This is a genomic window from Paracoccus endophyticus (assembly GCF_003286075.1).
Classification (GTDB): domain Bacteria; phylum Pseudomonadota; class Alphaproteobacteria; order Rhodobacterales; family Rhodobacteraceae; genus Paracoccus; species Paracoccus endophyticus.
Window position 1 is genome coordinate 142,670 of sequence record NZ_QLUV01000006.1, and the last position, 20,994, is coordinate 163,663.

The 20,994-nt window shown below is 71.0% G+C and carries 20 protein-coding genes; 12 read left to right on the forward strand and 8 right to left on the reverse strand.

The window, feature by feature from the left end; all coding sequences use genetic code 11:
• Positions 1 to 42: 42 nt before the first annotated feature.
• Both DPQ23_RS09390 and mutM read right to left on the reverse strand, forming a co-directional pair.
• Entirely contained in the window at positions 43 to 819 is a 777-nt protein-coding gene (locus tag DPQ23_RS09390) for an enoyl-CoA hydratase (RefSeq protein WP_112874424.1), read from the reverse strand.
• Between the two features lie 101 nt (positions 820 to 920).
• Positions 921 to 1,778, reverse strand: a complete 858-nt coding sequence (gene mutM / locus DPQ23_RS09395) for a bifunctional DNA-formamidopyrimidine glycosylase/DNA-(apurinic or apyrimidinic site) lyase (RefSeq protein WP_112874425.1) — start codon at positions 1,776 to 1,778, stop codon at positions 921 to 923.
• 55 nt (positions 1,779 to 1,833) lie between these two features.
• Here mutM and ubiE point away from each other — a divergent pair, with 55 nt between their 5' ends.
• The 7 genes from ubiE (at position 1,834) to DPQ23_RS09430 (ending at position 7,397) form a co-directional block, all read left to right on the forward strand.
• On the forward strand, positions 1,834 to 2,598 hold the full coding sequence (gene ubiE / locus DPQ23_RS09400) for a bifunctional demethylmenaquinone methyltransferase/2-methoxy-6-polyprenyl-1,4-benzoquinol methylase UbiE (protein ID WP_112874426.1): 765 nt from the start codon (positions 1,834 to 1,836) through the stop codon (positions 2,596 to 2,598).
• Between the two features lies 1 nt (position 2,599).
• Entirely contained in the window at positions 2,600 to 4,132 is a 1,533-nt protein-coding gene (ubiB, locus tag DPQ23_RS09405) for a 2-polyprenylphenol 6-hydroxylase (RefSeq protein WP_112874427.1), read from the forward strand.
• 253 nt (positions 4,133 to 4,385) lie between these two features.
• A complete protein-coding gene (locus tag DPQ23_RS09410; RefSeq protein ID WP_112874428.1) occupies positions 4,386 to 4,889 on the forward strand; it encodes a type III secretion system chaperone family protein in 504 nt (167 codons plus the stop codon).
• Between the two features lie 120 nt (positions 4,890 to 5,009).
• Positions 5,010 to 5,819 (forward strand): pyrroline-5-carboxylate reductase, encoded by an 810-nt coding sequence (proC, locus tag DPQ23_RS09415; RefSeq protein ID WP_112874429.1) that lies wholly within the window; start codon positions 5,010 to 5,012, stop codon positions 5,817 to 5,819.
• Entirely contained in the window at positions 5,816 to 6,175 is a 360-nt protein-coding gene (locus tag DPQ23_RS09420) for a tRNA-binding protein (RefSeq protein ID WP_112874430.1), read from the forward strand. The genes proC and DPQ23_RS09420 overlap by 4 nt, the downstream gene beginning before the upstream one ends.
• Positions 6,175 to 7,125, forward strand: coding sequence for a 2-hydroxyacid dehydrogenase (locus tag DPQ23_RS09425; protein ID WP_112874431.1), 951 nt, complete (start codon positions 6,175 to 6,177; stop codon positions 7,123 to 7,125). The genes DPQ23_RS09420 and DPQ23_RS09425 overlap by 1 nt, the downstream gene beginning before the upstream one ends.
• A gap of 71 nt (positions 7,126 to 7,196) precedes the next feature.
• Positions 7,197 to 7,397 carry a CsbD family protein gene (locus tag DPQ23_RS09430; protein WP_112874432.1) on the forward strand — a complete coding sequence of 67 codons (201 nt, stop codon included), beginning with the start codon at positions 7,197 to 7,199 and terminating at the stop codon, positions 7,395 to 7,397.
• Positions 7,398 to 7,461: 64 nt separating this feature from the next.
• Here the strand turns inward: DPQ23_RS09430 and DPQ23_RS09435 are convergent, their stop codons facing one another.
• The 6 genes from DPQ23_RS09435 to DPQ23_RS09460 form a co-directional block, all read right to left on the reverse strand.
• Positions 7,462 to 8,220: an ABC transporter ATP-binding protein gene (locus DPQ23_RS09435; RefSeq protein WP_112874433.1), complete on the reverse strand. Its 759-nt coding sequence runs from the start codon at positions 8,218 to 8,220 to the stop codon at positions 7,462 to 7,464.
• Positions 8,217 to 9,104, reverse strand: coding sequence for an ABC transporter ATP-binding protein (locus DPQ23_RS09440; RefSeq protein WP_112874434.1), 888 nt, complete (start codon positions 9,102 to 9,104; stop codon positions 8,217 to 8,219). The genes DPQ23_RS09435 and DPQ23_RS09440 overlap by 4 nt, the downstream gene beginning before the upstream one ends.
• A complete protein-coding gene (nikC, locus tag DPQ23_RS09445; protein ID WP_112874435.1) occupies positions 9,101 to 10,024 on the reverse strand; it encodes a nickel transporter permease in 924 nt (307 codons plus the stop codon). Before nikC ends, DPQ23_RS09440 begins: the two co-directional genes overlap by 4 nt.
• A complete protein-coding gene (locus DPQ23_RS09450) occupies positions 10,021 to 11,013 on the reverse strand; it encodes an ABC transporter permease (RefSeq protein ID WP_112874471.1) in 993 nt (330 codons plus the stop codon). The genes nikC and DPQ23_RS09450 overlap by 4 nt, the downstream gene beginning before the upstream one ends.
• Before the next feature lie 127 nt (positions 11,014 to 11,140).
• Positions 11,141 to 12,733: an ABC transporter substrate-binding protein gene (locus DPQ23_RS09455; RefSeq protein WP_112874436.1), complete on the reverse strand. Its 1,593-nt coding sequence runs from the start codon at positions 12,731 to 12,733 to the stop codon at positions 11,141 to 11,143.
• A 109-nt stretch (positions 12,734 to 12,842) separates the two neighbouring features.
• Positions 12,843 to 13,346 carry an Lrp/AsnC ligand binding domain-containing protein gene (locus DPQ23_RS09460; RefSeq protein WP_112874437.1) on the reverse strand — a complete coding sequence of 168 codons (504 nt, stop codon included), beginning with the start codon at positions 13,344 to 13,346 and terminating at the stop codon, positions 12,843 to 12,845.
• Between the two features lie 72 nt (positions 13,347 to 13,418).
• Between DPQ23_RS09460 and putA the strand changes: the two genes are divergently transcribed.
• The 5 genes from putA (at position 13,419) to DPQ23_RS09485 (ending at position 20,919) form a co-directional block, all read left to right on the forward strand.
• Entirely contained in the window at positions 13,419 to 16,856 is a 3,438-nt protein-coding gene (putA, locus tag DPQ23_RS09465; protein ID WP_112874438.1) for a bifunctional proline dehydrogenase/L-glutamate gamma-semialdehyde dehydrogenase PutA, read from the forward strand.
• Between the two features lie 93 nt (positions 16,857 to 16,949).
• Positions 16,950 to 18,167, forward strand: a complete 1,218-nt coding sequence (locus DPQ23_RS09470) for a glutathionylspermidine synthase family protein (RefSeq protein WP_112874439.1) — start codon at positions 16,950 to 16,952, stop codon at positions 18,165 to 18,167.
• Between the two features lie 3 nt (positions 18,168 to 18,170).
• Positions 18,171 to 18,863, forward strand: coding sequence for a DUF1190 domain-containing protein (locus tag DPQ23_RS09475; RefSeq protein ID WP_112874440.1), 693 nt, complete (start codon positions 18,171 to 18,173; stop codon positions 18,861 to 18,863).
• Positions 18,864 to 19,018: 155 nt separating this feature from the next.
• A complete protein-coding gene (gene eda, locus DPQ23_RS09480) occupies positions 19,019 to 19,660 on the forward strand; it encodes a bifunctional 4-hydroxy-2-oxoglutarate aldolase/2-dehydro-3-deoxy-phosphogluconate aldolase (protein WP_112874441.1) in 642 nt (213 codons plus the stop codon).
• Positions 19,661 to 19,695: 35 nt separating this feature from the next.
• Positions 19,696 to 20,919, forward strand: a complete 1,224-nt coding sequence (locus DPQ23_RS09485; protein WP_112874442.1) for an MFS transporter — start codon at positions 19,696 to 19,698, stop codon at positions 20,917 to 20,919.
• Positions 20,920 to 20,994: the final 75 nt, after the last annotated feature.

Genomic DNA, 20,994 nt, shown 5'->3' on the forward strand with positions numbered 1-20,994 from the left:
GCCGGCACCAGCGCACGCCTGCCTGGCGCGCGGGCCGGGACCTCAGCGGTCCCGGAACTGCGCCTCGCGCTTCTCGACAAAGGCGGCCATGCCTTCCTTCTGGTCCTCTGTGGCGAACAGCGCCTGGAACGCGCGGCGCTCGAACAGCAGCCCTTCGCGCAGCGAGGTTTCCAGCGCGCGGTTCACCGCCTCTTTGGCCACGCCGACGGCGATGGCCGATTTCGCGGCGATCTTGCGGGCCACGGCCATCGCCTCGTCCATCAGCTTGTCCACGGGAACGACCCGGCTGACCAGCCCGGACCGCTCGGCCTCGGCGGCGTCCATGAACCGGCCCGTCAGGTGCATGTCCATCGACTTGGACTTGCCGACCAGCCGTGTCAGGCGCTGCGTGCCGCCGATCCCGGCCATGACGCCCAGGTTGATCTCGGGCTGCCCGAACTTGGCGTTCTCGGCGCAGATGATGAAATCGCACATCATCGCCAGTTCGCACCCGCCGCCCAGGGCATAGCCCGACACCGCCGCCACGATCGGCTTGCGCGTCGCGTTGATCGCGTCCACGTCGGACCCGAACAGATCGCCGGTCAGCGCCTCGACATAGGACTTGTCGGCCATTTCCTTGATGTCCGCGCCCGCGGCGAACGCCTTTTCGCTGCCGGTCAGCACCACGCACCGCACGGATTCGTCCGCGTCCGCGGCCTTCAGCGCGGCGGCGAGTTCAGACAGCAGCTGGGCGTTCAGCGCGTTCAGCGCCTCGGGTCGGTTCAGGCGGATCAGCGCGACATTGTCGGCGATCTCGACGATCAGGGTCTGATAGGCCATTGCAGCATTCTCCCACAGGGTCCGGGGCTGGTTATCAAAGCTGCGTGTGCGGTTCCAGCGGCGAGTGCCTTGTCGGCCGGAGGGTGCCCACTGCTGGCCGGTCAGTGCTGGCAGGCGGGGCAGTACCAGCTGGACCGGCCGGACTGGACGATGCGCCGGATGGTGCCGGTGCAGCCCTGGCGCTGGCAGGGTTGGCCCTCGCGGTCGTAGACGCGGAACGCGTGCTGGAAATACCCCAGCTCGCCCGAAGGCTGGCGGTGATCGCGCAGCGACGAGCCGCCCGCCTCGATCGCTTCGGCCAGCACCTCGCGGACGTGGCCGGCCAGCGCGGCCAGCCGCCCCCGCCCGATCCGGCCCGCCGCCCGCGCCGGATGGATGCCCGCGCGAAACAGCGCCTCGCAGACGTAGATGTTGCCCAGGCCCGCGACCAGCCGCTGGTCCAGCAGCATAGACTTGATCGGCGCGCGCCGGCCCGCCAGCGCGGCCGCCAGCCCGTCGCCGCTGAACTCGGGGGCGAAGGGTTCGGGCCCCAGGGCGGCCAGCAGGGGGTGGACCACCCCGTCGCGCACCAGATCGACCGCGCCAAACCGGCGGGCGTCGTTCAGCGTGATGGTCGTGCCCGCCCCGGTGGTCAGCACCAGATGATCGTGCTGCGGCAGGATGGCCGCGTCGTGGTGGAACGCGCCGGGCGTGGCGGTCTGGTCCGCCGTGCGGATGCGGATGCGCCCCGACATGCCCAGGTGCACCAGCAGGCTGCCGCCCCGGTCAAGGTCGGCCAGCAGGTATTTCGACCGGCGCCGCAGCGCCGTGACCCGCGCGCCGGTCAGCACCTGCACCAGGTCGGGCGGCATCGGCCATCGCAGGTCGGGGCGGCGCTGGTCGACACGGGCGATCGACTGTCCCGCAAGGTGCGGTTCAAGGCCGCGGCGCACGGTTTCCACCTCTGGCAGTTCTGGCATTCCGCCTCCATCCGTCGCATGGTGCCGCGCGCAACCGGCACGGAAAGACCGACCTATGACCGACCCTCGCCCGACACAATCCGGCCGCCAGACCCATTTCGGGTTTCGCGACGTGGCCGAGGATGACAAGGCTGGGCTGGTCCACGGCGTGTTTTCCCGCGTGGCGTCGAAATACGACGTGATGAACGACCTGATGAGCGTCGGCGTCCACCGGCTGTGGAAGACCGCGATGATGGACTGGCTGGTCCCGCGCGATGGCCAGCGCCTGCTGGATGTCGCGGGCGGCACGGGCGACATCGCCTTCCGGTTTCTGGACCGGGCGCCCGGCGCGCGCGTCACAGTCTGCGACATGACGGAATCGATGCTGGTCGAGGGGCGCAAGCGGGCCGAGGCCGGGCGCCTGTCGGACCGGCTGTCCTGGGTCACGGGCGACGCCATGGCCCTGCCCTTTGCCGACGCGAGCTTTGACCGCTACACGATCAGCTTCGGCATCCGCAACGTGACCCGCATCCCCGACGCGCTGGCCGAGGCGCGGCGCGTCCTGCGCCCCGGTGGTCGCCTGATGGTGCTGGAATTCAGCCAGCTGCCCGTGCCGGCGCTGCAATGGGCCTATGACCGCTATTCGTTCAACGTGATCCCGCCGCTGGGGCAGGTGGTCGCGGGGGACCGCGACAGCTATCAGTATCTTGTCGAATCGATCCGCCGCTTTCCCGATCAGGACACCTTTGCGGCCATGATCCGCGACGCGGGCTTTGCCCGCGTGCAGTACCGCAACCTGTCCCTTGGCATCGCCGCGCTGCATTCCGGCTGGGTGATCTGACATGCGCGGCCCGCACAATATCTGGCGCCTGATCCGCACGGGCGCCACGTTCGAACGCACGGGCGCGATGGGCGCGGCGCTGAACGCGATGAACGCGCCCTCGCGCGTGCGCCTGGCCGCGCGCATCATGGGCTGGCCCTTCGCCTGGCTCGGCTATCCCGGCGACCCGGCACTGCCGCCGATCACGCGCGCGATCACCGCCCTGGGACCTGCCTACATCAAGTTCGGCCAGATCCTGTCGACCCGGCCCGACGTGGTGGGGGCGGAAATGGCCAACCAGTTGCGCATGCTTCAGGACCGCCTGCCGCCCTTTCCGCAGGCCACGGCGCGGGCCATCGTCGCGTCCGAACTGGCCGCCCCCGTCGAGGCGCTGTTCACCGAGTTTTCCGAACCCGTCGCCGCTGCCTCGATCGCGCAGGTCCATCATGCCCGCCGCGCCCGCGACGGGGCCGAGGTCGCGGTCAAGGTCCTGCGGCCGGGGATCGAGGCCGCGTTCCGCCGCGACATCGACGCCTTTCACTTTGCGGCCGGCATGATCGAGCGGCTCTCGCCCTCCAGCCGCCGGCTGCGGCCGCGCGACGTGATCGGGCATTTCGAATCCGTGGTGCTGGGCGAACTGGATTTCCGGCTCGAGGCGGCCTCTGCCTCGGCCTTTGCCGAGAACACGCGCGAGGATGCGGGCTTTGGCGTGCCGCGCCCCGACTGGGGCCTGTCGTCGCGCCGGGTGCTGACCAGCGACTGGATGCACGGCATCCCGATGGGCGACGTGCCCGCGATCCGCGCCGCCGGCCACGACACCCGCGCCCTGGCGGAACGGATGATCCAGCTGTTCCTGTCGCACGCCCTGCGCGACGGGTTCTTTCATGCCGACATGCACCAGGGGAACCTGCGCGTGTCCCCCAACGGCGACATCGCGGCCTTTGATTTCGGCATCATGGGCGAGATCGACGAATACACCCGGCGCGTCTATGCCGAGATCCTGATGGGGTTCATCCAGCGCGACTATGACCGCGTGGCGCGCGTGCATTTCGAGGCGGGCTATGTTCCCCGCGACCGCAACGTCGCCGAGTTCGCCCGCGCCCTGCGCGCCGTGGGCGAGCCGATCTTCGGCGCGGACGCCAGCCGCATCTCGATGGCCAACCTGCTGGCCTATCTGTTCGAGGTCACCGAGCGCTTCGGGATGCAGACCCGGACCGAGCTGATTTTGTTGCAGCGCACCATGGTCGTGGTCGAGGGGGTGGCCCGGACGCTGGACCCGCAGATCAACATCTGGCGGGCCGCGGCCCCGGTCGTCGAACGCTATATCCGCGACAATCTGGGGCCGCGCGCCGCGCTGCGCGACGGGCTGCGAGCGGTGCAGACGCTGGGCCGCTATGGACCGCTGCTGCCCGAACTGATCGAGCGCGGACTGGACTCGGCCACGCGCCCGCCGCCGCAGCCCCCGCGCCGCAGCGCCGCGCTGCGCGCCTGCGACTGGCTGGTCGGGGGCGCGCTGGTCGCCCTGGGCGCGGCGATGGCGTCGATGCTGGGCTGACCCGCGGGCGGACCCTGCGCCTGTGCCTGGTCGGCGGGCCTTGCCCGGGGCACCGACAGCGCCAGGGCCGTTCGCCCTGGGCGCCACGGATGGCGCGCAATCGCTGTGGGCAATCCGCGCCCCGTTTTCCGCTTTACACCGTCCCTGATTCCCCGCTTACCCTATCTGGTGTCACGACCGGGTCCGAACCCCCGGTCTTGTGGCGACTACCACAAGTTGGGATGAACCCGACCTCAGACAGGCAGGGCACGACATGGCGCAACTGGACCACTTCATCCACAGCGACGACATTCACCCGATCGACATCGTCGAGACGGTGGCCGCCCATCGCGACTGGGATTTCGACCGGCTGGCCGACGACCAGATCGCCATGACGGTGCAGGGCCAGTGGCGCAGCTATTCCCTGACCCTGGCGTGGTCACCGGGGGACGAGGTGCTGCGCCTGATCTGCAGCTTCGACATGGACCCGCCCGCGGCCCGGCTGCCCGTGCTGTACGAGGTGCTGAACCTTGCCAACGATCAGGTCTGGGACGGCGGCTTCACCTTCTGGGCGCCTCAGAAGCTGATGGTCTGGCGCTATGGGCTGGTGCTGGCGGGCGAGGTCCTTGCCGGCCCTGAGCAGATCAACCGGATGATCGGCGCGGCGATCGAGGCGTGCGAGCGGTTCTATCCCGCGTTCCAGCTTGCCTGCTGGGGCGACGCCCCGGCCCAGGCGGCGATGGACGTGGCACTGTCGGCAGCCTACGGCCGCGCCTGAGCGGGACCGACGGCGGCCGTGCGTGGCAGGCGGCCCCTGCGCCGCGGGTTTGCGGGGGCATCGTTTCCCTTGTCCATGCCGCCCCGGGTGCTAGGCCTTGCACAAACAGGGGGACAAGGGATGGATCTGGCGCATCTGAACGATCGCGGGCTGGTGCTTGTGGGGTGCGGGCGCATGGGTGGCGCGCTGCTGCAGGGGTGGCTGTCGCGGGGACTGGCCCCCCGTGCGGTGCACGTGCTCGACCCCTCGCCGCCCGCCGGGCTGGCGGACCGTGGGGTCGCCGTCAACGGGCCGCTGCCCGCCCACCCGGCGGTTCTGGTCCTGGCGGTCAAGCCGCAGATGATGGGCGGCGTGCTGCCCCAGCTTGCCTCGCCGGGTCAGGGCGGCGCGCTGGTGCTGTCGGTCGCGGCCGGCGTCACGCTGGCCGCCTATGAGCGGGCGTTTCCGGGCGCCGCGATCGTGCGGGCGATGCCCAACACCCCGGCCGCCATCGGCCAGGGCATCACGGCGATCATCGGCAACGCGCGGGCGAGCGATGCCGACATGGATCTGGCCGAGCAGTTGATGGGGGCCGTGGGGCGCGTGGTCCGGCTGGGCGACGAATCGCAGATGGATGCCGTGACCGCGCTGTCGGGCTCCGGCCCGGCCTATGTCTTTCACCTGATCGAGGCAATGGCCGCCGCCGGCGTGGCCGAGGGGCTGCCTGCGGCGCTGGCGCTGGACCTGGCGCGCGCAACGGTGGCGGGGTCGGGCGCGCTGGCCATGCACCAGGATCAGGACCCTGCCGCGCTGCGCGAGGCCGTCACCTCGCCCGGCGGCACGACGGCGGCGGGGCTGGCGCAGCTGATGGACCCAAAGACCGGCCTGCCGCCCCTAATGCGGCGCACCATCGCCGCCGCCGCCGCCCGCGGACGAGAGCTGGGCGCATGAGCGCGCCCACCGCCCCCGCGCCGCAGATCGGCTGGGACGACTTTGCTGCCGTGGACATCCGCGTGGGCACCGTCGTGCGCGCCGAACCCTACCCCGAGGCGCGCAAGCCCGCGATCAGGCTGTGGATCGACTTTGGCCCCGGCATCGGGGAACGGCACAGCTCGGCCCAGATCACACGCCACTATGACCCCGCCGCGCTGGTCGGCCGGCAGGTTCTGGGGGTCGTCAACTTTCCTGCCCGGCAGATCGGCAAGGTCATGTCCGAGGTGCTGGTCCTTGGCCTGCCTGACGCGGACGGCGAGGTGGTGCTGATCGGGCCGGACAGCCCCGTTCCCAACGGCGGACGGATGTTCTGATGCGCCTGCTCGTCACACGCCGCATGACCGACCGGGCCGAGGCCGCGCTGCGCAACCGGTTCGACACGACGATCCGCGACGACACCACCCCCCTGACGAGCGACGAGGCCGCAGCGGCGCTGGCGGCCTATGATGCGATCATCCCGACGCTGGGCGACGGGTTCTCGGCGGCGGCGCTGGCCGGCGGGCCGCATCGCTGCCGGTTGCTTGCGAACTTTGGCGCGGGGTTCAACCACATCGACATCGCCGCCGCGCAAGCGGCCGGCGTCGCGGTGACGAACACGCCCGACGTGGTGACGGACGCCACCGCCGACCTGGCCCTGACGCTGATCCTGATGACCGCCCGCCGCGCGGCCGAGGGCGAGCGCCTGGTCCGCGCCGGCCGCTGGACCGGGTGGCATCCGACGCAGATGCTGGGGATGCACGTGACCGGCCGCACGGTCGGCGTGGTCGGCATGGGCCGCATCGGGCAGGCCATCGCGCAGCGGTGCCATTTCGGGTTCGGGATGCGGGTGCTGTTTCACAACCGCTCGCGCGTGGCGACGGCGTTTCCGGCCGAGCAGGTCCCGGACCTGCCAGCCCTGCTGGCCGCGGCCGACATCGTGGTTCTGGCCGTGCCCGGGGGCGCCGCGACGCGGCACCTGATCGGCGCGGCAGAACTTGCGGCGATGCAGCCCCACGCGATCCTTGTCAACGTCGCGCGCGGTGACGTGGTGGACGAGGCGGCGCTGATCGAGGCGCTGGCCGCCCGTCGCCTGTTCGGCGCGGGCCTTGACGTCTATGAGCGTGAGCCGGTCGTGCCCGCGGCCCTGGCCGCGCTGGACAACGCCGTCCTGCTGCCCCACCTGGGCACCGCGACCGATGACGTCCGCACCGACATGGCCCTGCGCGCCATGGCCAATGTCGTGGCGCTGGACGAGGGTCGCGCCCTGCCGGACCGGGTCGCCTGACCGGCACAAAGCGGAACCTCGCCCGCTTATGGGACGTTGATTTCCCGTAACAACATCCACAGGAGGATGCTATGAACTGGGACATCATCCAGGGGAAGTGGGATCAGCTCAAGGGCTCGGTCAAGCAGCAGTGGGGCGATCTGACGGACGACGATCTGACCCAGATCCAGGGCGACCGTGACCGCATGGCGGGCAAGCTTCAGGAACGCTATGGCTGGGCCAAGACCGAGGTTGACGAGAAGATGAACGAGTTCTTCCGTCGCCACGTCTGACGCGGCAGGACCGCCGGAGACCGCAAGGGCGCCGTTCAGGCGCCCTTTTCCGTGGGCGCCCGCCTCAGGCGCGCCGCCAGGTCGAGGCCGCGATCAGCGCGCGGGAGTAATCCTCGCGCGGGGCGCCGGCGCGCAGGGTGGCGGCGTCCATGATCTCGACGATGCGGCCTGCCTGCATCACGGACAGCCGGTCGCACATATGCGCCACCACCGCCAGGTCATGACTGACCATCACATAGGTCAGCTGATGTTCCGCCCGCAGGTCCTTGAGCAGGTTCAGGATTTCCGCCTGCACGCTGACGTCCAGCGCGCTGGTCGGCTCGTCCAGCAGCAGCAGCCGGGGCTCGGCCGCCAGGGCGCGCGCGATGGCCACGCGCTGGCGCTGCCCGCCCGACAGCTGATGCGGAAAGCGAAAGCGGAAACCCCGGCCCAGCCCCACATCCTCAAGCAGGCGGGTGATGCGGCGGTCCACGTCGCCCAGGCCCTGCAGCGCCAGCGTTTCCGACAGCACCCGGTCCACGGAATGGCGGGGATGCAGGCTGGCGTAGGGGTCCTGGAACACCATCTGCACGGTCTTCAGGAACGCCCGGTCGCGGCCAATGCCCGCGACGGGCTTGCCCTCGACCGCGATGCGGCCCGACCAGCCGGGGATCAGCCCGACCACGGCCCGCAGGATCGTCGATTTCCCCGACCCGCTTTCGCCGACCAGCCCAAAGCTTTCGCCCGGCGCGACCGAGAAGGTTGCCCCCTTCACCGCCGTCACGCGGGCATGCGGGGGGCCGAACCAGACGTCCATGTCGCTGACCTGCAGCATGGGCGTCATCGCAGGCCACCCGGCAGGGCATCGACCATCGATGCGTCGATCGCCTCGGTCCGCCAGTCGTCCTGCCGTTCCAGCACCGCCAGCCGGTCCACCGGCGCATCCAGCCGCGGCAGGCTGTCCAGCAGCCCGCGGGTATAGGGGTGGCGGGCGGCGTGCAGGTCGCGGGCGGGCAGTTCCTCGACCACGCGGCCGGCATACATGATCAGCACGCGGTCGCAGAACTGCGCCACCAGGTTCAGGTCGTGGCTGATGAAGATCAGCCCCATGCCGCGGTCGCGCACCAGGGCGTCCATGATGTTGAGGACCTCGGCCCGGACGGACACGTCCAGCGCGCTGGTCGGCTCGTCCGCGATCAGGATCTCGGGGTCGGGGGCCAGCATCATGGCGATCATGATCCGCTGGCCCATGCCGCCCGAGACCTCGTGCGGGTAAAGGCCGAAGACCCGTTCGGGATCGCGGATCTGCACGGCGGCCAGCATCTCCAGCGCGCGGGCCCGCGCGGCGGCGCGCCCGCCCCCCGCGTGCAGGCGATACGCCTCCATGATCTGGGGGCCCACGCGCATGACGGGGTTCAGGCTGAACTTGGGGTCCTGCATGACCATGCTGATGCGCCCGCCGCGGATCGCCCGCATCCGCCGTTCCGGCAGGTTCAGGATCGGCTGGCCGTCCAGGTCCATGCGCGCGGCGGTGACGCGGCCCGGCGGGCGGACCAGGCCCAGGATCGCGCGGCCGGTCATCGACTTGCCCGACCCGCTTTCGCCCACGACCCCCAGCCGTTCGCGGCCGAGATCGAAGCTGACGCCCCGCACGGCCTGGAATTCCCCCTGACGGGTCGGGAAGGTCACGCACAGGTCGCGGATGGACAGCAGCGGCGCGCCGGTCATTCCTTGGCCCCCTTGGGGTCCAGAACGTCGCGCAGCCCGTCGCCCAGCAGGTTGAAGGCCAGGCTGACGATGAAGATCGCAAGGCCGGGCATCGCCGCGACCCACCAGTGGTCCAGGATATAGGTCCGCCCGTCAGAGATCATCGCCCCCCATTCCGCCAGAGGCGGCTGCGCTCCAAGGCCCAGGAACCCCAGGCCTGCGGCCGACAGGATGATCCCCGCCATGTCCAGCGCCACCCGCACGATCAGCGAGCTGACGCACATCGGCCAGACATGCCCGACCAGCAGCCGGGCCGGGCCCGCGCCCTGCAGGCGCGCGGCCGCGATATAGTCGGCGTGGCGCACCGCCAGCGTTTCCGCCCGCGACAGCCGCGCATAGGGCGGCCAGCCGGTGATCGCCAGCGCAAGGACGGCGTTGAAGATCCCCGGCCCCAGCGCCGCCACCAGCGCCAGCGCAAGGATCAGCTTGGGGAAGGCCAGGAAGATGTCGGTGATCCGCATCAGCACCTGGTCCACCCAGCCGCCCGCAAAGCCCGCCACCGTCCCGATGAGCAGCCCCAGGATGGGCGAGATCAGCGCGACGGTGCCGACGATGAACAGCGTCACCCGGCTGCCCCAGATGATGCGGGACAGGATGTCGCGCCCCAGCGCGTCGGTCCCCAGCCAGTGCGCGCCCGACGGCGGCATCAGCCGGTCGCCCAGGTTCTGCGCGACGGGATCATAGGGCGACAGCCAGGGCGCAAAGATCGCCATCAGCACCAGCCCGATCAGGATGACCAGCCCCACCATCGCCAGCGTGTTGGCGCGGAAGGTCAGCCAGCCCTGATACAGCGCCCCCAGCCGCGCCTGGCGGCGGGTGGACGGGGCATCCGACAGCAGCCAGTCGCGGGTGGACGCGGGACGGGTGGACAGATCGGTCATGCCGCCCTCGGGTCCAGGAAACGATACAGCAGGTCGGACAGCACGTTCAGCCCGATGAAGCAGACACCGACGACGATCGTGCCCCCCAGCACGGCGTTCATGTCGCCCGCCAGCAGGGTCTTGGTGATATAGCTGCCGATGCCCGGCCAGCTGAAGATGATCTCGGTCAGCACCGACCCTTCCAGCAGCGAGCCGAAGGACAGCGCGATCACCGTGACCAGCGGCACGGCGATGTTGCGGAAGGCATGGCCCCAGACGACGCGTCCTTCCGACAGGCCCTTGACCCGCGCCGTCGTGATGTATTCGGCGGACAACTGTTCCAGCATGAAGCTGCGGGTCATGCGGCTGATGTAGGCCAGGCTGAAATAGCCCAGCAGCGATGCGGGCAGGATGATGTGGCCGAAGGCATCGCGGAACGCGCCCCAGTCGCCCGCCAGCGCGCTGTCGATCAGCAGCAGCCGCGTCACCTCGGGGACCATGCCGTCATAGAGGATGTCCTGCCGCCCCGGTCCGCCGACCCAGCCCAGGATGCCATAGAAGACCAGCAGCCCCATCAGCCCCAGCCAGAAGATCGGCATCGAATAGCCGACCAGCGCCGCGACGCGGGCGATCTGGTCCACCCAGCCCCCGCGGCGCGCGGCGGCGACCACCCCCAGCGGCACGCCGGCCAGCACGCCGATCAGCGTGCCCATGGCCGCAAGCTCCAGCGTGGCCGGAAAGACGCGCCGCAGATCCTCGGCCACGGGATGCCCAGTCGAGATCGAGCGGCCGAAGTCGCCGCGCAGCACGTCGCCGATATAGGTCAGGAACTGCACGGCCAGGGGCTGGTCCAGCCCCATGGCCTGACGGGCGGCCTCGTACTGCTCGGGCGTGGCGCGTTCGCCCACCACCTTCAGCACCGGGTCGATCGGCATGACCCGGCCGATGATGAAGGTGACGAGCAGCAGCCCCAGCAGCGTCAGCGCCAGCGACAGAAGGATGCCGCCCAGCGCCCGCGCCCGCCGGCCCGTGGCGGCCAGCCGCCCCGAACCGGGGGCGGGCGGCAGCGCCGGGACGGGCGCCGCACCCGCAGGGGGCAGCGCCTGCCCCCCGGTTGGCGCGGTCCGGGTCACCGGCTCACTCGCCCTTACTGACCTGGTGGTACATGACCGAGGTCACGGCGCCCCCGGCCGACCAGTCCTTGACGGTGTCGCGCATGGCCGCCTGCTCGACGCGCTGGAACAGCGGCAGGATCGGGGCGTTGGCGCGGTATTCCGCCTGGATGTCCAGGTACATCTGCTTGCGCTTGTCGCTGTCGCCTTCCAGCGTCGCGGCCTTGACCGCCTCCTGCATGGCGGCGGGCACGGCATAGCTGTTGCGCCAGGCCAGCGTGCTGCCCTTGCCCTCGTTGTCGGGGTTCCAGGCGAACGTGCCGGCGTTGGTCTGCGGATCGGCGTAATCCGGCCCCCATTCGCCCAGGAAGATCGGCACCTCGCGGGCGCGATAGGCGTCAAGCACCTGCGCGCCGGTCATCTGCTCGATGTTCAGCGTCAGCCCGGCCTGCGCCATCGACGCCTGCAGGGTCTGGGCCACGTCCAGGTATTCGCGCAGGTCGCGCACCTTGGTCGTGATCGTGCCGCCGGTGATCCCGGCGTCGGTCAGGATCTTCTTGGCCGCCTCGATGTCATAGGTCCACGGGTTCTCGTCCGAGGCCCCCAGATACCCCTCGGGGATGAAGTTCTGGTGAATCCGCCACTGGCCCTTCAGGAAGCTGTTGGCCATCCCCTCGAAGTCGATCAGGTGGCGCATCGCCTGCTGCACCGGCGCCTGCGACAGCAGCGGGTCGCGCTGGCTCATCCCCATGTACAGGATGCGGCCGCGGGGTTCGTCCTTGATGACGATCCCTTCCTTGCCGGTCACGCCCTCGATGTCGCTGGGGGTCAGGTTGCGCGCCACGTCGATGTCGCCGGCCTCAAGCTGCAGGCGCTGCGCGCTGGATTCCTGCACGTTCTTGACGATCACGCGCTTCATCTTGGGGGCGCCGCCGAAATAGTTCTCGAACGCGGTCAGCTGCACCACCTCGTTCGGCCGCCAGGCGGCCAGCGCATAGGGCCCCGACCCCGCCGAGTTCGTGGTCAGCCAGGCGTTGCCCAGATCGTCCCCCTCGACGTGCTGAAGCACGGTTTCCTTGTCGATCACGCTGGCCACGCTGGCCGACAGGCAGTTCAGCACGAAGGACTGGGCATAGGGCTGGTCCATAGTGATGGACACGGTGTTGCCGTCTGCCTTGACCATCTGGTCGACGTTCTCGGGCGTCAGGCCGAACTGGGTCAGGATGAAGGCGGGCGACTTGTCCAGCTTGACCGCGCGCTGCAGCGACCAGGCGGCGTCCTCGGCCCGGACGGGGTTGCCGGACTGGAAGGTCACGCCTTCGCGCAGGGTCAGCGTGATGGTCTTGCCGTCCTCGCTCACCTCCCACTTCTCGGCCAAGCTGGGCTGGAACCCGGCTTCCAGGTTCAGGGGGTCGAAATCGACCAGGCGGCTGTAGAGGTTCTGGGTGACATCGTTGCCCGAGAACTCGAAGCTTTGCGCCGGGTCCAGGCTGATGATGTCGTCGATCGTGTGGGCGACCACCAGCACGTCGGCGGGCGTCTCGGCCCAGGCCGCGGACAGGGGCGCCACGGCGATGGCGCTCGCCAGCAGGATCGCGCGCGGGGAAAAGCGGGTCATGTCAGTCTCCCAGTTGGTATCCCCGTCGTTCAGCGGGGTTGATCGCGTTTTTGTGCGCTGTTCCGCACCCTGGGGCAAGAACTTGCGTGACGGCCCGGCGATCTGCCGGTTATCCGGGCAGAGTGACCGAGGCTGAGTCCTTCACCGCCTCCATTGCGACATAGGTCGAGGTGGCGGCGACATGCGGCAGCGTGCTGATGCGGTCCGCCATGACGCGGCGATAGGCGGTGATGTCGGTCGTGCGGACCTTCAGCAGGTAATCGAACCCGCCCGCGATCATGTGGCACTCCTCGATCTCGGGCACGGCCATCACGGCCCGGTTGAAGGCGCGCAGCGCCGGTTCGCGCGTGTCCGAAAGCTTCAGCTCGACAAAGGCGACATGCGCGGCGTTCAGGCGCACCGGGTCCAGCACGGCGCGATAGCCGCGGATCACGCCCGCCCGTTCCAGCCGTCGCATCCGCGCCTGCACGGGGGTCTTGGACAGCCCCACGCGCGACGCCAGATCGGTCACGCTGATGCGGCCGTCGGCGGCCAGCGCGGCAAGAATGGCGCGGTCGATCCGGTCCAGGGCGAACGGCTCGCATGTGCCGCGATCTTCGGTCGAAATATCCATCCGATGCCCTGCCTTTGGCCGAAACGCCTGCCTTCCTGCCCTTATCATGGGCCATCCGACAGGGACATCGCCATGACCTATACCGTCGCTCTTTCCGCCATCGACGCCGCCACGCTGACGCCCGAGTCGCCGCTGCTGCGCGACCTCATCGCCCAGGCCGCGCTGTCGCCCGCCGACCGCGCGCGGATCGCCGCCTCGGGCGCAAGCCTGGTGGCCCGCATCCGCGCCGACCTGCACCCCGGCATGATGGAGGTGTTCCTGGCGGAATACGGCCTGTCCACCGATGAGGGGCTGGCCCTGATGACGCTGGCCGAGGCGCTGCTGCGCGTGCCCGACGCCGAGACATCGGACGCGCTGATCGCGGACAAGATCGCGCCGGCCGACTGGGCCAGCCACAAGGGCCGGTCGCGGTCGCGGGTGGTCAACCTGTCCACCCGCGGGCTGATGCTGACGGGGGGCGTGCTGGACCGCCGCCATGCCGGGCTGATCCGCGGCGCGGTGCGCCGGCTGGGCCAGCCTGTGATCCGCGCGGCCGTCACCCGCGCCATGCGCGAGATGGGCCGCCAGTTCGTGCTGGGCCAGACCATCGAGGCCGCGATGCACCGCGCGCGCGAGACGCCCACCGCCACCTACAGCTACGACATGCTGGGCGAGGCCGCGCTGACGCAGGCCGATGCCGCCCGCTATGCCGCGGCCTACGGACGCGCCATCGCCGCCATCGCGCGCGACTGCCAGCCGGGCGCGGTGCGCGACAACCCTGGCATCTCGGTCAAGCTGTCGGCCCTGCACCCGCGGTACGAGACGGCGCAGGCGGGCCGCGTCATGGCCGAGCTTGTGCCGGTGCTGGGCGATCTGGCCCGCGCGGCGGCGGCGGCCGACATGCCGCTGACCATCGACGCCGAGGAATCGTTCCGCCTGACCCTGTCGCTGGAGGTGATCGAGGCGGTGCTGGCCGATCCCCGGCTGAAGGGCTGGGACGGGTTCGGCATCGTCGTGCAGGCCTATGGCCGCCGTGCAGGGCCGGTCATCGACTGGCTGCACGATCTGGCCGCGCGGACGGACCGCAGGCTGATGGTGCGGCTGGTCAAGGGCGCCTACTGGGACGCCGAGATCAAGCGCGCGCAGGTGCTGGGCCTGCCCGATTTTCCGGTGTTCACCCGCAAGATCTCCACCGACGCCAGCTATGTCGGGCTGGCCCGCAAGCTGCTGGGGATGACCGACCGCCTCTATCCGCAGTTCGCCACGCACAACGCCCACACCGTCGCCGCCGTGCTGGACATGGCGGCGGGACAACCGTTCGAGTTCCAGCGCCTGCACGGCATGGGCGAAAACCTGCACCGCATCGTGCAGGCCGACCATGGCACCCGTCTGCGCATCTATGCGCCGGTCGGCGCGCATCGCGAACTGCTGGCCTATCTGGTGCGGCGGCTGCTGGAAAACGGGGCGAACTCGTCGTTCGTCAACCAGATCGTGGACGAGGCGATCCCCCCCGCGACGGTCGCCGCCTGCCCCCTGACGGCGGTGGAGGCGCTGGGTCAGATCGAGAACCCGGCGCTGGCGCGCGGACCCGCGCTGTTTGCGCCCGTGCGCGAGAACTCGGCCGGCGTCGATCTGGCCGACCGGCCGACGCTGGCCGCGCTGACCGCTGCGAGGGCCCGCCACATGACGGACCGGCCCGCGGCCGCCCCGATCCTTGCGGCGGTCGTGCCCGACGGCCCTGCCCGCCCGGTTCCGAACCCCGCCACCGGCGAGACGGTGGGCACCGTGGCCGATGCGACGCCTGCCCATGTGGCCGCCGCCATCGACGCGGCGCGGCCCTGGACCGCGCCGGTGGCACAGCGCGCCGAGACCCTGCGCCGCGCGGCCGATCTGTATGAACAGAACGCGCCCGAGATCATGGCCCTGCTGACGCGCGAGGCGGGCAAGACCTGGGCCGACGCCGTCAGCGAGCTGCGCGAGGCGGTGGACTTCCTGCGCCATTACGCGGCCGAGGCGGCAGCCCTGCGCCACCCGGCGCGGGGCATCTTCGCGGCGATCAGCCCGTGGAACTTTCCGCTGGCGATCTTCACCGGCCAGGTCGCGGCCGCGCTGGCCGCGGGCAACGCGGTGCTGGCCAAGCCCGCCGAGCAGACACCCCTGATCGCGCATCTCGCCACCCGCCTGATGCTGCGGGCAGGCATCCCCGCGGCCGCACTGCAACTGCTGCCGGGGGACGGGGCCACGGTCGGAGCGGCGCTGACCGCCGATGCGCGCGTGGCGGGCGTCGTCTTCACCGGCGGCACCGACACGGCGCAGGCGATCCGGCGCAGCATGGCAGACCATCTGGACCCGACCGCGCCGCTGATCGCGGAAACCGGCGGGCTGAACGCCATGGTCGTTGATTCGACCGCCCTGCCCGAACAGGCGGTGCGCGACATCGTCGCCAGCGGATTCCAGTCGGCGGGCCAGCGCTGTTCCGCGCTGCGCTGCCTGTACCTGCAGGACGACATCGCAGGTCCCGTGCTGGACATGCTGGCGGGCGCGATGCGCGAGCTGTCGCTGGGCAATCCCGCCGCCATCGAAACCGACGTGGGCCCGGTCATCGACGCCGATGCAGTGGCGGCCATCCGCGCCCACATCGATGCCGCGCGCGCCGAGGGACGGGTCATCCTTGAGCGGCCCTCGCCCGATCCGGCGCGGTTCGTCGCGCCCACGCTGATCCGCGTCGCATCGATCCGCGACATGGGGGCCGAGATCTTCGGCCCCGTGGTCCACGTGGCGACGTTCCCGGCGGACGGGCTGGACCGCGTGATCGCGGATGTGAATGCGACCGGATATGGCCTGACCTTCGGCCTGCACAGCCGGATCGAATCGCGCGCCGAGCGCGTCGCGGACACGGTCCACGCGGGCAACATCTATGTGAACCGCAACCAGATCGGCGCCGTGGTCGGCAGCCAGCCCTTTGGGGGCGAGGGGCTGTCCGGCACCGGGCCCAAGGCAGGCGGCCCGCTGTATCTGCACCGCTTTACCGCGGCACCCGCCGGTCCCGCGGGCAGCCCGCAGCCGCCCGGCGACGGGCCGCTGCAGGCGGTGATCGACCGCGCCCGCGCCGACCGCCCGGCGTCCTGGGACCGCGCCTTGCCCGGTCCCACGGGCGAATCGAACCATCTGTCGGCCCTGCCCCGCGACCCGGTCCTGTGCCTTGGCCCCGGCTACGACACCGCCCGCGCGCAGGCCGCCGAACTGGCGCGGCTGGGCGGCGTGGGCGTGGCGCTGGACAGCCTGCCCGACCCTGCGGCCCTGGCGCGGGCGCAGGGGTTTTCGGGCGCGGTCTGGTGGGGCGATGCGGACCGGGGCCGCGCCTATGCCCGGGCGCTGGCCGCCCGCCCCGGCCCCATCCTGCCGCTGATCGGGGGCATCGACGCAGGCCACGCGGTCGCGGAACGCCACGTGTGCATCGACACCACCGCATCGGGCGGAAACGCCGCGCTGCTTGCGGGCGAGGCGCTGGGCGCCGACGCCGCGCGCTAGCGGCCGCGCAAGGCACTGGCGTCCCCGCATGGCCGTCACACTTGCATCGCGGCCCGCCCCTTGCCACATCGGACGTGACCAACAGGGCGCGCCATGCACAAGATCAATCTTCCCGAACGGCCCGGCTGGCGCGAGCGCGCCACCGAGGTCGGCTTTACCTTCGCCGACATGGGGGGCGAGCCCTACTGGGACGAGACCAGCGCCTATCGCCTGACCCTGCGCCAGATCGAGGACGACATCGAGGACCCCGCGACCGACCTGCACGCCATGTGCCGCGAGGCCGTGGCGGCGGCGGTCGTGTCCGAGGAATGGATGGAGCGGCTGGCGATCCCCCGCCCCTACTGGGATTTTGTCGAGCGGTCCTGGGCGGCGGGCGAGCCCGAGCTTTATGGGCGCTTTGACCTGGCCTATGACGGCAACGGCCCGGCCAGGCTGCTGGAATACAACGCCGACACGCCCACGTCCCTTTACGAATCCGCGTCGTTCCAGTGGCTGTGGTTCGAGGAAAGCCGCGACGCGGGCGTGCTGTCGCCCCGCACCGACCAGTTCAACCGCATCCACGAGGCGCTGGTCGAACGCTGGGCCGAGATCTGTGCGCCCGGCGAGGACGTGCATTTCGCCGCCGACCGCGACAACCCCGAGGACTATGCCACCGTCGAGGCGATCGCCTGGGCTGCCCGAGAGGCGGGCCTTGGCGCCCATTTCACCGCGCTGTCGGGCATCGGCGTCACCGACCAGGGCCAGCTTGCCGACGACCAGGACCGCGTGATCGGCACGCTGTTCAAGCTGTACCCGTGGGAGGACATGCTGCGCGACGACTTCGCGCCGAACCTCCAGCCCTCGCAAACGCGGTTCATCGAGCCGCCGTGGAAGGCGGTGCTGTCCAACAAGGCGCTGCTGCCGCTGCTGTGGTCGATGTTTCCCGGTCACCCGAACCTTTTGCCCGCGTTCTTCGCGGCCGACATCCAGGCCGTGCGACGGGGCGAGCCGACCCCCTTTGCCGCGGCCATCGCCGAGGCCGAGCCCGCCCTGGCGCGCGGCCATGTCACCAAGCCGATCTTCTCGCGCGAAGGGTCCGGCGTCGTCATCACCGAGGCCGGGCGCGAGACCGACCGCGCCCCCGACGACAGCTATTCCCATCATCCGCAGGTCGTGCAGGCGCTGGCGCCCTTGCCGGTGTTCGACGGCTTCCACCCCGTCTTGGGCGCCTGGATCGTGGGCGAACGCTGCGCCGGGCTGGGCATCCGAGAAGATCGCGCGCGCATCACCCACAACCTCAGCCGCTTCAAGCCGCATTTCATCGAAGGGTAAGCCATGACCGACCTGTCGCCCCCTCCTCGCCGCAAGCGGTCGCGCCATGTCGCGCTGATGCTGGCGGGGGCTGCCGTCCTGACGCTGGCCGCCTGCGAGGATGACCAGACCGACGCGCAGGCGTTCCCGAACCTGGACGCCTGCCTTGCCGCCGCCAAGGAAGGCGGGCTGTGGTTCACCGCCGACGATTGCCGCACCCAGTTCGCCGAGGCGGAAAAGACCCACCTGGAAACCGCGCCGCGCTATGAATCGCGCGAGCTGTGCGAACAGGAACATGGCGCGGACGCCTGCGGGGCCGATCCCGTGGCGCAGGCCGCCGCCGATCCCAACGCACCCGCCGACCCCAACGCGGCTGCGCAGCAGCAGCAGGGGGGCGGGTTCAGCTTCATGCCGCTGCTGGTGGGCTACATGATGGGTTCGATGCTCAGCCGCGGCGGCGGCGTGTTCAGCCAGCCGATGATCCGCACGCCCAACGGCTATTCCACGCCGAACGGCGGCCAGACGTTCGCCAGCAACACCGGCGCGGGCAAGGTGCCGGCGACCACGTTCAACCGCGCGCCCGCCACCATCGGGCAGCAGCCCATGACCCGCGCGCAGGTCGCGCAGCGCGGCGGATTCGGTGCGGGGGCCACGGCGCGCACCGCGACGGGCGGCACGCGCAGCGTCGGCGGCGCGGCGCGCAGCGTCGGCGGCTGACGGGCGGCGCGGCTGCGCCACACGACCGGCCAGCGCACCCCCCCGGGGCTGGCGGGCAAGGCAGCGCGCCCGTCCTATGGGTGAGAAGGCTTCGGCCTCGCTTGCGGCGGCCTCGCGGGCGTCGCAGGGTGCGCGCAGCATACGAAAGACACGTCATGACCCCTGACCATCAGTCGGCGCAGCTTCGCGCGCTGTGCGCCGGCATCCCCGTGATCCCGGTGATCGTCCTGTCCGATCCCGCCCTGGCCGAGCCGCTGGCCCGTGCCCTGGTCGCCGGCGGGCTGCCGATGCTGGAGGTGACGCTGCGCACCCCGGCCGCGCTGGAGGTGATCCGCATCATGGCGCAGGTGCCCGGCGCGGTCGTCGGCGCGGGCACGGTGCTGACGCCCACCGATGTCTATCGCGCCCGCCAGGCGGGGGCGCGCTTTGCGGTGTCGCCGGGCCTGACCGACGGGCTGGCCGAAAGCGCGGCCGACGCCGCCCTGCCCCTGCTGCCCGGCGCCGCAACGGCGACCGAGGCGATGCAGGCCGCCGACCGCGGCTATACGATGCTCAAGTTCTTTCCCGCCGAGGCCGCGGGCGGGGTGGCGATGCTGACATCGCTGGGCGGGCCGCTGCCGGCGCTGACGTTCTGTCCGACGGGCGGGATCACCGCCGACAAGGCCCCGGCCTATCTGGCGCTGCCCAACGTCGCCTGCGTCGGCGGCACCTGGCTTGCGCCAGAGCCGCTGATGGCCGCAGGTGACTGGGCCGCCATCGAGGCGCGCGCCCGCGCCGCCGCCGCGCTGGCCCGCTGACGACGCCACCCCCTTTACAGACCGGACAGGCCCCCATGACCGAGGTTGCAGACACGTTCGCCAGCCGCCGCCAAAGCTGGCGCAACGCCTGGGTGCTTATCGCCGCGCAGGCGATCCTGGGGTCGCAGATGTCGATGATCTTCATTGTCGGCGGCCTGGCGGGCGCGATGCTGGCGCCGAACCGCTGCCTGGCGACGCTGCCGGTGTCGATGGTGATGCTGGGCTCGGCCGTCTCGGCGCGGCTGCTGTCCGGCTTCATGGCGCGGCACGGGCGGCAGGCGGGGTTCACGCTGGCCTGCATGATCGCCGCGGCGGGCGCGATGATGGCCTATGCCGGCCTGCGGGCGGGCAGCTTTGCGCTGTTCACCGCCGGAACGACGCTGTGCGGCGTCTACATGTCGGCGCAGGGGTTCTATCGGTTCGCGGCGACCGACACGGCGCCGGTCGGCCTGCACCCCAGGCTGATCAGCATGGTGCAGGCGGGGGGCCTCGTGTCGGCGCTGCTGGGGCCGGGGCTGGTCACCCTGACGGCGGACCGCACGGCCATTCCGTTCGCCCTGACCTTTGCGGTGATCGCCGGGCTGAACCTGCTGGGACCCCTGCTGTTTGCCGGGCTGGATATCCCCCATCTGCAACGCGAACAGGGCCGGGCGGCGGGGGGGCGCAGCGTGGGCCAGATGCTGCGCGACCCGCGCATCGCGGTGGCGATGATCTGCGCCATGGTCAGCTATGCGCTGATGAACCTTGTGATGACCTCGACCCCGCTGGCGATGGTGGGGTGCGGGTTTGCCACGGCCGACGCCTCGCAGGTGGTGTCGGCGCATGTGCTGGCGATGTTCGTGCCGTCGTTCTTCACCGGACACCTGATCGCCCGCCTTGGCGCGCCGCGGATCGTCGCGCTGGGGCTGACGATCCTGGCGCTGTCGGGCGCGGTGGCGCTGACCGGGGTTCAGATCGAGCAGTTCTTCGCCGCGCTGGTGCTGCTGGGGATCGGCTGGAACTTTGGCTTCATCGGGGCGACCGCGATGCTGACGGCCGCCCACTCGGTCGAGGAACGGGGCCGCATCCAAGGGGTGAACGACGCCGTAGTGTTCGGCGGGGTGTTTCTGGCGTCGCTGTCGTCGGGCGGGCTGATGGGCTGCACGGGCGGATCGGCGCAGGCGGGCTGGTCGGCGGTCAACATGGCGATGCTGCCGTTCCTGGTGCTGGCCGGGGGCGCGCTGATCTGGCTGACCCTGCGCCCGCGCGACACGCGCTAGAACAGCGATCCCTGATCGGGCGGCCCGCCGTTGCCGGGCGCCCCGCGGGGCCGTCGGGCGCGGGGCCGCGGGGTC